The sequence below is a fragment of the Reichenbachiella faecimaris genome (assembly GCF_900176375.1).
Lineage (GTDB): Bacteria > Bacteroidota > Bacteroidia > Cytophagales > Cyclobacteriaceae > Reichenbachiella > Reichenbachiella faecimaris.
In genome coordinates, this window is record NZ_FWYF01000002.1 from 180,267 (window position 1) to 194,123 (window position 13,857).

At 38.9% G+C, this 13,857-nt stretch carries 12 protein-coding genes and 2 tRNA genes; 6 read left to right on the plus strand and 8 right to left on the minus strand.

All coding sequences use genetic code 11. The features are described from left to right. Window positions 1-260 precede the first annotated feature (260 nt). The 3 genes from B9A58_RS08570 (at window position 261) to B9A58_RS20505 (ending at window position 2,043) form a co-directional block, all read left to right on the plus strand. Entirely contained in the window at window positions 261-1,226 is a 966-nt protein-coding gene (locus tag B9A58_RS08570) for a type IV toxin-antitoxin system AbiEi family antitoxin (RefSeq protein ID WP_084373186.1), read from the plus strand. Then, complete coding sequence (locus tag B9A58_RS20500) at window positions 1,201-1,536, plus strand: hypothetical protein (protein ID WP_221407841.1); 336 nt, start codon at window positions 1,201-1,203, stop codon at window positions 1,534-1,536. The genes B9A58_RS08570 and B9A58_RS20500 overlap by 26 nt, the downstream gene beginning before the upstream one ends. An 81-nt stretch (window positions 1,537-1,617) precedes the next feature. Beyond that, window positions 1,618-2,043 carry a hypothetical protein gene (locus tag B9A58_RS20505; protein WP_221407842.1) on the plus strand — a complete coding sequence of 142 codons (426 nt, stop codon included), beginning with the start codon at window positions 1,618-1,620 and terminating at the stop codon, window positions 2,041-2,043. Between the two features lie 234 nt (window positions 2,044-2,277). Here the strand turns inward: B9A58_RS20505 and B9A58_RS08580 are convergent. From B9A58_RS08580 to B9A58_RS08595, 4 genes are all read right to left on the minus strand, one after another. Then, window positions 2,278-2,361, minus strand: a tRNA-Leu gene (locus tag B9A58_RS08580). 89 nt (window positions 2,362-2,450) lie between these two features. Then, window positions 2,451-2,526, minus strand: a tRNA-Gly gene (locus B9A58_RS08585). Between the two features lie 90 nt (window positions 2,527-2,616). Next, entirely contained in the window at window positions 2,617-3,054 is a 438-nt protein-coding gene (locus B9A58_RS08590) for a hypothetical protein (protein WP_084372333.1), read from the minus strand. 33 nt (window positions 3,055-3,087) lie between these two features. Continuing rightward, a complete protein-coding gene (locus B9A58_RS08595; RefSeq protein ID WP_084372335.1) occupies window positions 3,088-3,663 on the minus strand; it encodes an RNA polymerase sigma factor in 576 nt (191 codons plus the stop codon). A 201-nt stretch (window positions 3,664-3,864) separates the two neighbouring features. Between B9A58_RS08595 and B9A58_RS08600 the strand changes: the two genes are divergently transcribed. Continuing rightward, the gene (locus B9A58_RS08600) at window positions 3,865-4,218 is read left to right on the plus strand and encodes a DUF6249 domain-containing protein (RefSeq protein WP_084372337.1); all 354 of its coding nucleotides are present in this window, start codon (window positions 3,865-3,867) and stop codon (window positions 4,216-4,218) included. 65 nt (window positions 4,219-4,283) lie between these two features. Here the strand turns inward: B9A58_RS08600 and B9A58_RS08605 are convergent, their stop codons facing one another. The 3 genes from B9A58_RS08605 to B9A58_RS08615 form a co-directional block, all read right to left on the minus strand. Next, window positions 4,284-4,778: a PaaI family thioesterase gene (locus tag B9A58_RS08605; protein ID WP_084372339.1), complete on the minus strand. Its 495-nt coding sequence runs from the start codon at window positions 4,776-4,778 to the stop codon at window positions 4,284-4,286. 551 nt (window positions 4,779-5,329) lie between these two features. Next, entirely contained in the window at window positions 5,330-5,842 is a 513-nt protein-coding gene (locus tag B9A58_RS08610; protein WP_084372341.1) for a hypothetical protein, read from the minus strand. Window positions 5,843-5,923: 81 nt separating this feature from the next. Then, window positions 5,924-8,332: a bifunctional UDP-N-acetylmuramoyl-tripeptide:D-alanyl-D-alanine ligase/alanine racemase gene (locus B9A58_RS08615; RefSeq protein WP_084372343.1), complete on the minus strand. Its 2,409-nt coding sequence runs from the start codon at window positions 8,330-8,332 to the stop codon at window positions 5,924-5,926. Between the two features lie 195 nt (window positions 8,333-8,527). Between B9A58_RS08615 and B9A58_RS08620 the strand changes: the two genes are divergently transcribed. Next, on the plus strand, window positions 8,528-11,455 hold the full coding sequence (locus B9A58_RS08620) for a DEAD/DEAH box helicase (RefSeq protein WP_084372344.1): 2,928 nt from the start codon (window positions 8,528-8,530) through the stop codon (window positions 11,453-11,455). Here B9A58_RS08620 and B9A58_RS08625 read toward each other — a convergent pair. Further along, the gene (locus tag B9A58_RS08625) at window positions 11,452-12,237 is read right to left on the minus strand and encodes a hypothetical protein (protein WP_084372346.1); all 786 of its coding nucleotides are present in this window, start codon (window positions 12,235-12,237) and stop codon (window positions 11,452-11,454) included. The genes B9A58_RS08620 and B9A58_RS08625 overlap by 4 nt on opposite strands. A gap of 210 nt (window positions 12,238-12,447) precedes the next feature. Between B9A58_RS08625 and B9A58_RS08630 the strand changes: the two genes are divergently transcribed. Further along, window positions 12,448-13,857, plus strand: a complete 1,410-nt coding sequence (locus tag B9A58_RS08630; RefSeq protein ID WP_084372348.1) for an aldehyde dehydrogenase family protein — start codon at window positions 12,448-12,450, stop codon at window positions 13,855-13,857.

Below are 13,857 nucleotides of genomic sequence, written 5' to 3' on the forward strand. Positions count from 1 at the left end.
AACGAAAAAAAATCCTGCTCCGTCGCAAGGGTATGGCGATTGTATCTTGCTGGTATTTCAAATGCCTCATAAGATTTCAGCCGTATTAGGAAATGCGACCGATCAGGATTTCAATTCACCCATCAATTTTGTCAACTATCCGATCGGGAATCAGCTCCAGTTTTTGTTCGTTGATTTGGATCATGTTAAGATTAATTTTAAATTTTGTTCATATAATTCATTTTGTTCGAATTAAATGAACAATGTATATTTGTGAACAAATGGAGCGAAAAATTATAAATACTGCCATAGCAAACCTCTCGAATTTTACTGGAGTAACAGGAGCCTACAAGCCAGCTAAAGTATTAGATGGCAAAATCACTATTGCCTACAAAGGCAAGAAACATGATTTCACTGTTGAAGTTAAAAAAGATGTAAAGCCTTATATAGTAGAACAACTTCAAGCATTAAAAAAGCAATACCCAGACCTAATACTGATAGCAGAGCGTATTCCCCAGGCAACCAAAAGAAAACTTGAAGAATTAACCATTCCATACATTGAGGCCAATGGCAACATGTACTTGGAAACTCCAGATATGTTCATTCATTTAGAAACTATCAAGCCAATTAAAATTACCAAAGAGACTGGAAATCGAGCCTTTACTAAAACTGGCCTCAAAGTAGTATTTCAATTATTGATTAATCCAGAACTCATTAATAAAACACAAAGAGAGATAGCTAAAATCACAGGCGTAGCTCTAGGCAACATCCCACAAGTTATTGATGGCCTAAAAGAAACTGGCTATCTACTTCCTCTTAACAAGAGGACATACATCTGGGAAAAAAAGGAAGAATTGATTGAGCGTTGGATTGATGGCTATCAAACCACACTCAAGCCCACATTGAAAAAGAACACATATGCTATAAGAGGTGACTGGCAAGACCTGAAATTAACAAATGGAACCGTATGGGGAGGAGAACCAGCAGCTGATCTACTAACGAATCATCTCAGACCAGAAATATTTACCCTATACACAAAAGAGACTCAAATAGATCTAATTAAAAATTATAAGCTGCAACCCAAACCAACTGGAGAACTAACCACTTTAGAAAAATTCTGGAATGAGGACATCGATCAAATGGCTCCAGCAATACTTGTCTATGCTGACCTTAAACTAACAGGAGGTAAACGAAATAACGAAACAGCGCAGATAATCTACAATGAACATATCAAACCAAACCTATAAAGAATTAGCTATTCCATACTTCAAAGAGGTATTTGAAGATATTGACAAAATTATGTCCGCACATCACCTCCCTTATTATTTAATTGGGGTAAGCGCGATTGCACTAGAATTATTGAAGAAAGGAATCAAACCCAATCGAGGCACAAAGGATATAGATTTTGCCATTATGGTCTCAACCATTCATCAATATGAAGAGATCAGCAAAACCCTCACAAACGAAGGATACAACAAAGTAAAAGCACCTTGGACTTTCTATTCGGAAAAATACAATGTAGCCATAGACATTCTTCCCTTTGGGGAAATTGAATAGCAAGACACCTTAGGATTCATTGAGAGATACGCTGACTTACACCTGCTAGGGTTCAAGGAAGTACTTGAAAAAAGTGAAAAAGTGCATATTGAAGAGAAAATAGCTCAGATACCTTCATTACCAGGAATGGTCATTTTGAAGTTAGTAGCATGGAATGACAGACCTGAAGAACGGGAAAATGATTTATCAGATATCCTTAGAATAATTCAGCACTTTTATGACTTGGAATTTGATGATATAGCAGATCACCATTATGATCTATTGGCAACCGATATTCTAGACGAATTATTAGTCTCAGCCGAAGTATTAGGTCGAAAATGTAGAATATACCTTGAAAAATCTACAACCCTATCTGATAGGATCACTGGTATTCTAAAAAACGAACTTACTATCAATGAGAAATCCGCAATTGCACGAGACTGGGCAAGAAAATTAGATAAAGATGTCAACTACGCCAGCTCCATAATACGAGCCTTTCAGAGAGGGATTTTATCCAAGAAGGAGTAATAATCTATTACTGGAAAAAAAGATAAAATATTTTTCGACACCAAAACCGACACCACACAAACACAAAACCCCAGACAATCAGGCGATTACCAAGGGTTTATGTGCCGGAAGTGGGAGGCTGCGCGCCCCGCTTGAACCCTCACAACTCGAAAGTCACAAGACTAGGTTTCAAAAGACTTAAAATCATAAAATGGCTGCAAACAAAAAAAACTTCCCTAAAGGAAGCTTTTAAAGTGCCAGAAGTGGGACTTGAACCCACACGACTCGAAAGTCACAAGATTTTAAGTCTTGCGTGTCTACCAATTCCACCATTCCGGCAGTAGACTCTTAAGCATGAATTGGATACAAAAAAAGTGTATGCGCGATGCTTCTGCACCTTCTCACTCACATACACTCTCACACTCAATTGGAGCGAAAGACGAGGTTCGAACTCGCGACCTCCACCTTGGCAAGGTGGCGCTCTACCAGCTGAGCTACTTTCGCTTTTTATCAGCCCGATTGGCTAATGGAATGCAAAGATAGATAGCCACTTTAATTTATCAACTCTTTCATGAAATATTTTAAGAATATTTTTCAGGTCGCATGTTTTATGATTCGAAAGCTACTTACCAGCTTTTCTACAATCACTAAACAGATGACGCCTTCGACAATCAAAAACAGCTGCCTGAGCCTTGGGTCGGCAATAAAATCAAGCACTTCCATCGATTGTGTTCTCACCTGATCCAGGTATCTGATCTCTAATCCAGGCGCTCCACTGCCCATCAGAAAGTATGAAGTTGCAATAAGCGCGGCGAAAAAAGCCATCATCCAAACCAATAATTTGAAATTGGCATGTCGCTTTTTGGCTAATAATGCGGAAGCAATAACTGTGGACGTAAAATTAGTCCCCACCTCCTTGAGTGGAAGTGATTTCATCCATTGATCCAAATCCTGAACATCCTTCAAATCCTTAACCATTCTGCTGCTTTCAAGCGCATCAAACTGTTCAATATCTTTATCATTACTCTCCATAATTTCCAAAGTTAATGTTTCTATCAAAACAGATTAAAGTATGCTCTCTAATTCTGTTAGTAATAATTTGCGTAACAATTCTGCCAGTTTCTTCCTGGCTCTGAATATTTTCACTTTGAGATTTCCTTTATCAATTTTGGTCACCTCCACGAGTTCATCCATATCCAGTTCATCGAAATAATACAATGTAATGAGCAACCTTTCTTCATCCTTTAACTGCCCTACGGCCTTATTTAGGTAAAATGTCCTGTCATTTGCATTGAGTCCTCCAAATTCTTCAAAGCTCGAATATTCGGCTATGCCCTCTGGGCTACTATCAATATCCTCCGTTCTGATTTTTTTCTTTCTTGTACGGCTAATAGCCATATTCATAACTATTCTATAAAACCAGGTAGTGAATTTTGATTCGCCTTTGAATTTATCTATGGAAGTCAATAGTTTCACAAAGGCATCATGAGCGACCTCTTCAGCATCTTCTTCGTTTTGAAGAATTCGATCTGCTATAGTAAAGGCAAAGTTTTTGTGCCTGTTTACTAGCATTTCGAAACTGGACATATCTCCAGTTTTGATTTTTTCTATCAATTGAATATCTGAAATGGACTCTTTCACTCACCTGTGAGGTTTAATGCTTCAAGGCTCTCCTCGGTAAAAAATTATTTATGCCAGCTGCCTTGCAAACAGATCACAAGGCCCATGGATTACCAATGTGACGCCATGAGTTTCTTTCAAGTTACAAAGAATAAATTTTTATTTTTTTGTAACCAGCTGATACGACGTGCTGTCCAATGAGCAAATCAAAAATTTAAAATTATGCACGCACATGAAACGCTAATCCCAATCGTCCTATTCATTTCTATTGCTGTAGTACTTATCGTCATCAGAAAATTTCAGAATGACGAACGATTGGCCCTCATAGAAAAAGGAGGAGATGCCAATATTTTCAATTCAAACAAAAAAAATAATTCATTCCCAGCATTGAGGTATGGGCTCTTATTTATAGGGGCTGGAATCGGAATTTTGGTAGGTAATATTGTAGCCGAAGCGCGAATCATTGATGATGAGGCAGCCATTTTCTCATTCCTGATGATCTTCGGAGGGGCAGGACTTTTTACCTCTTACTTTATTGAAAGAAAAGAAGCCACTAAGCAGGAAAATGATAGATAATGATTTTCATATAATTAATAAAATAGGCCAGGGTTTAAATTCTGACCTATTTTATTAAAATGTATTCATGATTTAAAAACATTCCCTCCTTCTGCTTGACTGCTGTCAAATACGCGAATTCCAACAACCTCTGCTTCAGCAGTTTTCTCACCTTGACAATAAAAATCACATTGCATCACTGTTTTTCTGCCTTTCACTTCTATGATTCTAGCTCTCAATTCTACGACATGCTTATTTGAGGTAGGTTTGAGGTATCTGACGTTCAATGTGCCTGTAGCATATCTATACTCAGGCATAGAATCCAAGTCACGACCCTCTTCTTTGTAAGCATGCGCCATGGCCGTACCCATACAGTGACAATCAATCAAAGTAGCCATAATGCCTCCGTTCATCAAATCAGACCAGCCATGATAGTGCTCCTCAGATTGCCAATGGCATACAGACTCATCACCTTCCCAATAACTTTTGATGTGTAGTCCTTGATCATTGTGAATGCCACACCCAAAGCAAACATTCTCAGGCATGTGGTTTTGAAAGTATATTTTATCTGTCGAATTCATTAAATTTCTTCTTGGGTTCAAGAACGAAGATGAACAGAACAAATAAAAAACCGAAGCAGAAGGCTAAAAAAGATAAGCCAAAAGAGAAGTCAGCAGCGCCTGAAACCAAAAAGACGTCTGAAAATCCTTCAGAAGGAATTCCAGACGTCGATTTTAAAAAATTCTTAGGTTGTGGTTGATCAAATAGTAGCGTATAAAAACGCTGCCAGACCAGCCGCCCAAACCAAAATATAAGCTCTTAAGATTTGGATTCTAATTTTTTCAATAGCTGACATACAAAAGATTTGTGATGAAATACAAATTAATTTACTATGCAAGTTATGGATCAGAACTAGTTAAGTCAATTGGTAAAATCTCCTAAAGTGTTTTTGCGTCTTTTTCCTAGTAAGATATTTTTAAATCATTGATTTACTGATATTTACCAGCTACTTAATTGAGTTTCACTTTAAATTAGGTGAAAAATACTAATTCTAGAATAATAGAAAAATACAATACGATTTGCTTAATAGTGCAAGATAATATGTTCAACAAGAGTGGCTCAAAACTGCCTTTCACTTATGAGTAAGCCGTGCCTTCAATACATAATTGATGTCTTCTCCCATCATATCTGGCACCACAAGATTTCCCTCCGTTTCGAAGTGTCCTTCGATTGCATACTGATGATCTTCTGCTCGACCATATATGAAATACCCTGATATGATTGCTTCTTGAATTTTAATTTCTGCCATTGCTATAAATTGATTTTCGCCTACCTGGGAGCCTTGATAGGCACGCATCACAATTACCTGATCCTGATACTCATCCAAATTGAGGTAGACTCGTCTCTTTACCTCAAAAATCGGCAACACATGCGCCGTAAATTCGAGTGCCTCTAAATTTCCACCTGGCAATTTGAAGTCTACAAAATGCCACTGTGTGAACACCATCAACGCGTCGTTTTTTCTATTGAGCGTAAGCTCACCTGAAGGGTCAGAAAGACCAAAACACGAAAGAGAAATCAAAAGCAGACCCACTGCAAGTATTCCAGTGGTACTGGCACGTACAGATTTTAGTGAGATTTTCATTGCAGATGGTTTTTAATCTACTGCAAGGTATGGCCTCCTCCAAATGGCTTCAATCCGTATTTTCACGCACTAAAAAGTGCATCATTCACTTAAGAAGACTCTTTTCACTCTTTGGCTGACATTCGTCAATATTTCGTAAGGAATGGTCTTAATCCACTCGGCCAATTCACTGATATTGGGTTTTTCGCCAAAAACAACCACTTCATCACCTGATTTGACGGGTACATCAGTCACATCTACCATAGTCATATCCATGCAGATATTACCTATGGTAGGTACGAGCTGGTCATTGACCAACATTTGGCCTGTACCATTACCAAAAGCTCGTAAATAACCATCTGCATAGCCAATGGGTATTATGGCAATCGTCGTGTCCTTTTTTGCAAACCCACTGCGCCCATAGCCTATAGATTCACCAGCTGCTATCTTTTTAACTTGAGAAACACTACATTTCAAAGCGCTCACTATCTTCAATTTTCCTTGCTCTGTTTGGGTAGGGTCAAAACCATGAAGGCCAATGCCCAATCTGACCATATCAAAATGCAATTCAGGATAATTGACTATCCCTCCTGTATTTACTATATGACGCATGGGTTTATACCATAGACTTTCCATGATAGTAGTACTCATTCTTTCGAATCGCTCTCCCTGTTGCTTCGTATAATCGGCATGTCTTGGGTCTTCACTCCCTGCCAAATGACTGAATATGCTTTTTACCTTCAACTGTTTATTGAGCTTGAGCTGCTCAATCAGACGTTGCAGATTACTTTCCGTAAATCCCAGGCGATTCATTCCTGTTTCGAGCTTGATATGAATGGCAGGTAGATCCTGCATACTTTCATAATAGTCGAGAAAATCTATCAGCTGATCTAAACTATAAATCTCAGGTTCCAAGTTGTATTCCTTCAACAGCCTAAAAGAAGCAGGAGACACATTCATGATCATAATAGGTATGTGTATACCGTTTTTCCTCAATTCAACAGCCTCATCTGCATAGGCCACACCCAAATAGTCCACCTTATGAAACTGAAGCAAGTTGGCTATCTCAAAATTACCTCCACCATAAGCCAGTGCTTTGACCATGACCATGATTTTGGTTTCGGGTGCTAATTTACTTCTGTAGTAATTTAGATTGTGGATGAGATTTTCCAGATTCACCTCCAAAATAGTACCATGCGCTTTTTGTTCCAGGCTATTTACGATGAGCTCAAATTCAAAATCTCTGGCGCCTTTTACAAGGACGATTTCATCGTTAGGTGCGTAACCTGATTCCAGTAGATCCTGGGTCGAACTATAAAACTTAGCAGGAATATGAAAACAAGCACGAGATTGATTGATTTCATTACCAACACCTATAAATTTTTGAATATTGTTCTTTTGAAGCAATTCATTGACACGCTGATAAAGTGCATCACTCGATAATCCCGTTTGGTACAAATCAGAAAGAATAACTGTTTTTTTTGATCGTTGATTTTGTCTACCTAAAAAATCAAGTGCCACCTCCAAACCATACAAATCATTATTGTAGGTATCATCAATTACGTAGGATCTATTAATGGCTTGCTTCATTTCAAGCCTCATTTTTACTGACGAAAGTCTATTCAACCTCAGTTGAATAAATTCCTGATCATATCCAAGTACAACCAGCATGGCCGTGCAATGCATAATGTTTTCCACAGAAGCAGGGTCGTCATACTTCAGGAAAAAACTCAATTCTTTTTCTTGAACATCCAACACATACTTCTTCCCTTTTTGCTCTTTGATTTTCCATGGGATGAGTTGGGTAGTTTGAGAAACGGTCTTTGTCAAAGCTTGCTTCAGGGTATCATGACTCGCACAGTAAATTACCTTTTGGGCATGAACAAACAGCTTTGCCTTTTCCATAGCCTTTTCGGATAAATCTTTAAATCCTGCATTGTGTGCTTCACCAATATTGGTAAAGATGCCGAGGGTTGGGCCAATCACTCGCTCCAAACGCTCCATCTCTCCCACTTCTGAAATTCCTGCTTCAAAAATTCCCAGATTGTGGTGATGGCCCATCGCCCAGACAGACAAAGGGACACCTAATTGAGAATTGTAGCTCTTTGGGCTTTTCACGATATCGAACTGATCATCCAGCATTTGGGCCAACCACTCTTTTACAATAGTTTTTCCATTGCTACCCGTGATGCCAATGACCGGATAGTTGAATTCACTGCGTTGTGATTTCGCCATTCCTTGCATGGCGGCTATCGCGTCTTTTACCAAAAAATAGGAAGCATCTGCCTTCATTTTGACTTCCCGCTCAATGACGAATAGCCGAACGCCCTTTTCGTAAGCATCATTGATGAATTGATGCCCATCATGGTTTTGACCTGAAATAGCGAAAAATACCACACCTGATTGAATCGCAATTTGTCGCGAATCAAAAGCCAAGCCGCGCACAGTAATATCCAATGGCAGTTGTATCATTTCTCCCTGAGAGCTTTTGCTCAATTCGCTGAATTTCATAAATATGCTGACTTTATGTGGTAAATACTGCTCTGATGAGTTCACCCGATCAAATTCTAAATTACATACATTATTTTACAAAATTGGTATCGGTTTTTTTCATCCTATTCTCTTTTCAGTTATCTCATTTCGCTTAACTTGCAAAGTTTAGTCCAGTAAGAATTATAGCAAGATTGACCTCTTGCATTCGTCCATATGAAAGTATCACCAAGTCAGTCTTTTCAAATTATATATACACTTTTTGAACACCAATATCTCGGCTATCTGTTCGAGTCTTTTGTGATTCAATTAGACAGCGAAGGCCGATTGACCTTTTCGCATCAGAATATCTCGGCCAAAAATGCCAAGGAATTTGACAAAGGCTTGGACGAGAATGACTATGAGCTCATTAAGCTGATGGACTCTATGCAACCCGACGTGGTGGCTAAAAAATATGACAGAAAAAAATCCAAGCCAGACGACTTCTTTTTGAAATGTTTTGACGAACAAATTGGGGATCAGCACGCACAGCAAGAAATCAAAAACTACGTAGAGCGAAGACGAGCTAAGATCATGCCCTTGATGCATGGCAAGCGACTCTTCGAAATGGGTAATGATGGTGAGCCCGCATGGAAAGAGATAGAAGTATTGAATGAAAAAGCCAGTGTTCTTTTTCATTTTAGAAGAAATGAAGAAAACACGCACTATTTTCCCACCATCAAATATAATGATGAGAAGATAGAATTTCAATACAAAGGAGCTTACATTCTTTGTAACGACCCAGCTTATATTGTCATCGAAAACAAGCTCTATAGCTTCCAAAAAAATGTAGATGCCAATAAAATTAAGCCGTTTCTCAACAAGAAATTCATTGCAATTCCAAGAAAAATTGAGGATAACTATTACAACAAATTTGTCGCCCCATTAGTGGCTTCTTTTGATGTATATGCGAAAGGATTTGACATCAAAACCGAAACGGCCGAAATAAAGCCTATGCTTTATTTCTCAGAATTAGCTTCTAATGGCAACGCTATGGAATTGTTCGATTCCAATGGCAATAGAGCAGTTGACTCGGAATCTAAAATCTTGTTTGAATTGAAGTTCAACTATGGCAATCACCACTATAGTGCCGAGCATCTAAAAGAAGTAAGTGTGCACGTAGAAAAGGAAGATGACCAATATACCTTTCATCGCATCAAGCGAAATCTTGACAAGGAAAAGAAATTTGTATCCTTCTTAGGAGAAACTGGCCTGTTGCTAAAACACGCCAGGTCTACCATGGAAACGGCCAAGGCTTTTTCTTGGATTCAAAACACCAAAAAACTACTTGAAGATTCTGGCATTACCTTAAAACAAAACGGAAAAGGCGAGAAAAAATACTTTCTGGGCAAGTCAGAAATGACCGTTCAAATCAAGGAAAATATCGACTGGTTTGACGTTCATGCAGTTATCAAATTTGGTGAGTTTGAAATTCCATTTCATATCATCAGGAACTATATCCTGAAGAAAAAACATGAAATAGAGTTGCCCAATGGAGAGATTGCTGTGATTCCAGAAGAATGGTTTACTCAATACTCAGAATTAATGGCTTTTGCAGACGTAGGGGAAGAAGAATCTCTTCAATTGCAAAAACATCATATTTCGCTAGTCAAAGATTTGGACGAGTCCAATTTAGCTCATCTGCAATTGACCAATAAACTTGAAAGGCTCAGAGATTTTGACGCCATTGAGGATTACGAACTCCCTGTTGGGTTCAAAGGTGAGCTCAGGGCTTATCAACGTGCTGGATTCAACTGGATGCGATTTTTGAATGAATACAGGTTAGGTGGCTGTCTGGCAGATGATATGGGTCTTGGTAAGACTGTACAGACTCTAGCGCTACTTCAGTCCGTACATCAGGGCAACGACAATGGAACCAGTCTTTTAGTCATGCCTACTTCATTGATCTACAACTGGGAGAAAGAAGCTGAGAAATTTACGCCAGAGCTAAAAATACTAAACTATACTGGCGTCAAAAGAGTCAAAGACCCTAAGCGATTTGCGACATACGATCTGGTCATTACTTCTTATGGGCTGATCAGGCAAGACATAGACTTATTAGCTGATTTTCATTTCAACTATATCATTCTAGATGAATCTCAAGTTATTAAAAACCCAGATTCAATTATTTCTAAATGTGTAAGAGATCTAAACTCATCTTATAAGCTCATACTGACAGGCACACCTATTGAAAACACAACCATGGATCTTTGGTCTCAAATGACCTTCTTGAATCCTGGCCTATTGGGAGGAAAGTCTTTCTTTAGAAATCAGTTTCAGCTGCCGATTGAAAAGAAAAACGACGAAGAAAAAACCAAAAAACTCTATACGATTATCAAGCCCTTCCTCCTCAGGAGACATAAGTCACAAGTAGCTACAGACCTTCCTGAGAAAATTGAAAATGTACGCTATTGCACCATGTCCGAAGCGCAAGAGGAAGCTTATGAAAAAGTAAAATCCGCCTATCGAGACAAGATCATGGAGGAGATAGAAGCAGGTGGTATTGGCAAATCGCAATTCATGATATTGCAGGGATTGACTAAACTTCGTCAGATAGCTAATCACCCCTCTCTCGCGGACGAAGATTATAAAGAGGATTCAGGCAAGCTGGAAGACATCAGCTATATGCTAGAGAACGCCATCAATAAGAATCATAAAATTCTTGTGTTCTCTCAGTTTGTAAAGCATTTGAAAATCGTTTCAAAATACTTGGAGGAACATAATATAAAATACTCCTATCTGGACGGCAGTACTAAAGACCGACAGAAAGAAGTAGAAAATTTTCAAAATGATGAGCGTATAAAAGTGTTTTTGATTTCACTCAAAGCTGGTGGTTTAGGGCTCAATCTGACTGAAGCTGAATATGTCTTCTTATTGGATCCATGGTGGAATCCAGCAATAGAAGCACAGGCTATAGACAGAGCGCATAGAATTGGTCAGAAGAACAAGGTCTTCACCTACCGATTCATCACCAAAAACACAGTAGAAGAAAAAATTCTACAGCTTCAGCAAAGCAAGCAAAAATTGGCAGACGACTTAATTACTACAGAAGAAAGTTTTGTGAAAACATTGACAAAGGCTGACATAGCTGGCCTCCTAGATTAGTCCTCAAATGCAGCTGAGAACATATAAGAACTAGCGTTCTTTATCCGCTGACTTGGATAGATGCCTTGAGCAATAATGATCATCTTATAGGCCTGTCGATAATCATTGTTATTGAATTGTTTAAGCGCCTGATTGTAATAATGTAATCCTGCCAATTGACGCATGTCAACAATATTATTGATGTACTCAGGGCCTTGCATGGCTGCTTCATTACTTGCCAAACCAGTCATTCCCAACTCTGTGTTGATTCTAATAGATTCTTGATCAACAAAAGCCGTCCTTTCGGCAATCTCTTGAGCATCCCAGGCAAATCCAGCCAAAGCATCTGTAGATTCAAATAAATATTTCTTCCCACCTGATTTGGCCATCAAATACACATGATAATCTGTTTCGTGCACTTCATAATCAAAGCCTAACTCATCCAGAATCAAGGCATACAAAGCTGTACCTGTTACACAGTCGTATTTTTTTTCTTTCTTGAAGATTTCACTGAAAGTAACATACTGCTCATATTCTCCAAGCATCTTTCGATGAACTGTGTAAAACACATATTTTAGGAATAAAGCATCAGATTTTGAACTTGCTTGTCTTTCTCTCAACTTATCTACAAGTACAGCATAACTTTCTTCATAAGCCAAAACTTGATCTGCCGACAGATCGTCGAACTCAGATCTGATAAACAGTCCCAGTTTTGTGTCACTGGACAAATACTTCTCCCCCGTAGCTTGCGATGTGGTCGCATGCAGAGTCAAAAGTGCCAATCCAATGAGTATTTTTTTCATACTGGTTAATTGATTTTCTTAATGTTACTTCAATGTTACCTAATTGTTAACAAATATACTAACCAAAATTGAGCCCTCGTTGCCAAGCGGGCACTTTTCGATGAAAAATCATGTTTTTACCTATAAAAATCTGTGGTCTTGCCCCAAATGAAAGTCCTTTTTGGCCTGCCTTCATTATCTTTCTAGGCTTTTATTAAACAAACATTCCCTATGGCAAACCAGTTTCAATCTCAATTCGACAAACAAAAAGTAAAGAGTTTAACGCTTCGAACCGAATCTATTACATGCCGACGACAAAGGCTGAAATCACTTAAAACCTGGATTCTAAACAACAAGGATAAAATTCGAAAGGCTCTGCACGCAGACTTAAGAAAATCAGAAACTGAGACAGATATCACAGAAATATTTACAGTCACAACGGAAATTAATGACGCACTCAGCCATCTGCATCAATGGGCCAGACCACAGCACGTTTCTCCTGGCATGACATATCTAGGGACATCAGCCAGAATAAAACCAGAGCCCAAAGGGGTCTGTCTGATTATCGCACCTTGGAACTTCCCATTCAACTTGATTGGCAGTCCGTTGGCTTCATGCTTGGCAGCTGGAAATACTGCTATTTTAAAGCCATCAGAGCATACACCAGCAACCTCTAAGCTCATTAAGGAAATGGTGGAAGATGTGTTTGAGCCGGAATTAGTAACTGTAATAGAAGGTGCTGTTCCTGAAACTACAGCCTTACTAGAGTTGCCTTTTGATCACATTTTTTTCACTGGCAGCACGAATGTGGGTAAAATAGTGATGGGAGCCGCAGCCAAAAACCTCAGTTCCGTTACATTGGAACTAGGCGGCAAGTCTCCTGTAATCATAGATGAAACCGCCAGTGCTGATGATGCCGCTCGCAAAATAGTCTGGGGAAGATTCAATAATAATGGCCAAACCTGCATTGCTCCTGATTATATTTTCATTAGCGATATTGTAAAAGACAAATTTGTCGCATCCGCCAAAAAATACGTTTCGCAGCTATTCGATAGCAATAATGAAGGAATGGCCCATACAAAAGACTACTCCAGGCTAGTCAATGCGAATCATGCCAGTAGGTTGGTAGATATGCTAGAAGAAGCCAAGCAATCTGGTGCTAAAATAGAATTTGGGGGTGATCACAGTACAGAGGATAGATTTATCGAGCCCACTCTCTTGTCAAACATAGACGAATCTAATCGCATCTGGCAAGAAGAGATCTTTGGACCCATCATGCCTATGAAAGTGTACGAAGACATCAATGATGTGATCCATCACATCAACAAAAATGACAAACCTCTGTCTCTATACCTCTTTACAACAAGTAGGAAAATGAAGAAGCACATTACCCAAGCAACATCAGCTGGTACCATGGTAATTAATGATGTGGTCGTGCAGTATGCCCATCCTAACTTACCCTTTGGCGGAGTCAATCACAGTGGTATTGGCAAATCACATGGGAAATATGGATTCATGGAATTCTCAAATCAAAAATCCGTTTTGAGTCAGCGCATTGGTCTCACCAATGCCTTGCTTTTCTATCCGCCTTTCAATGGCTTCAAAAAATGGGTGGTGAGTTTTATGATTAAGTGGTTTTAA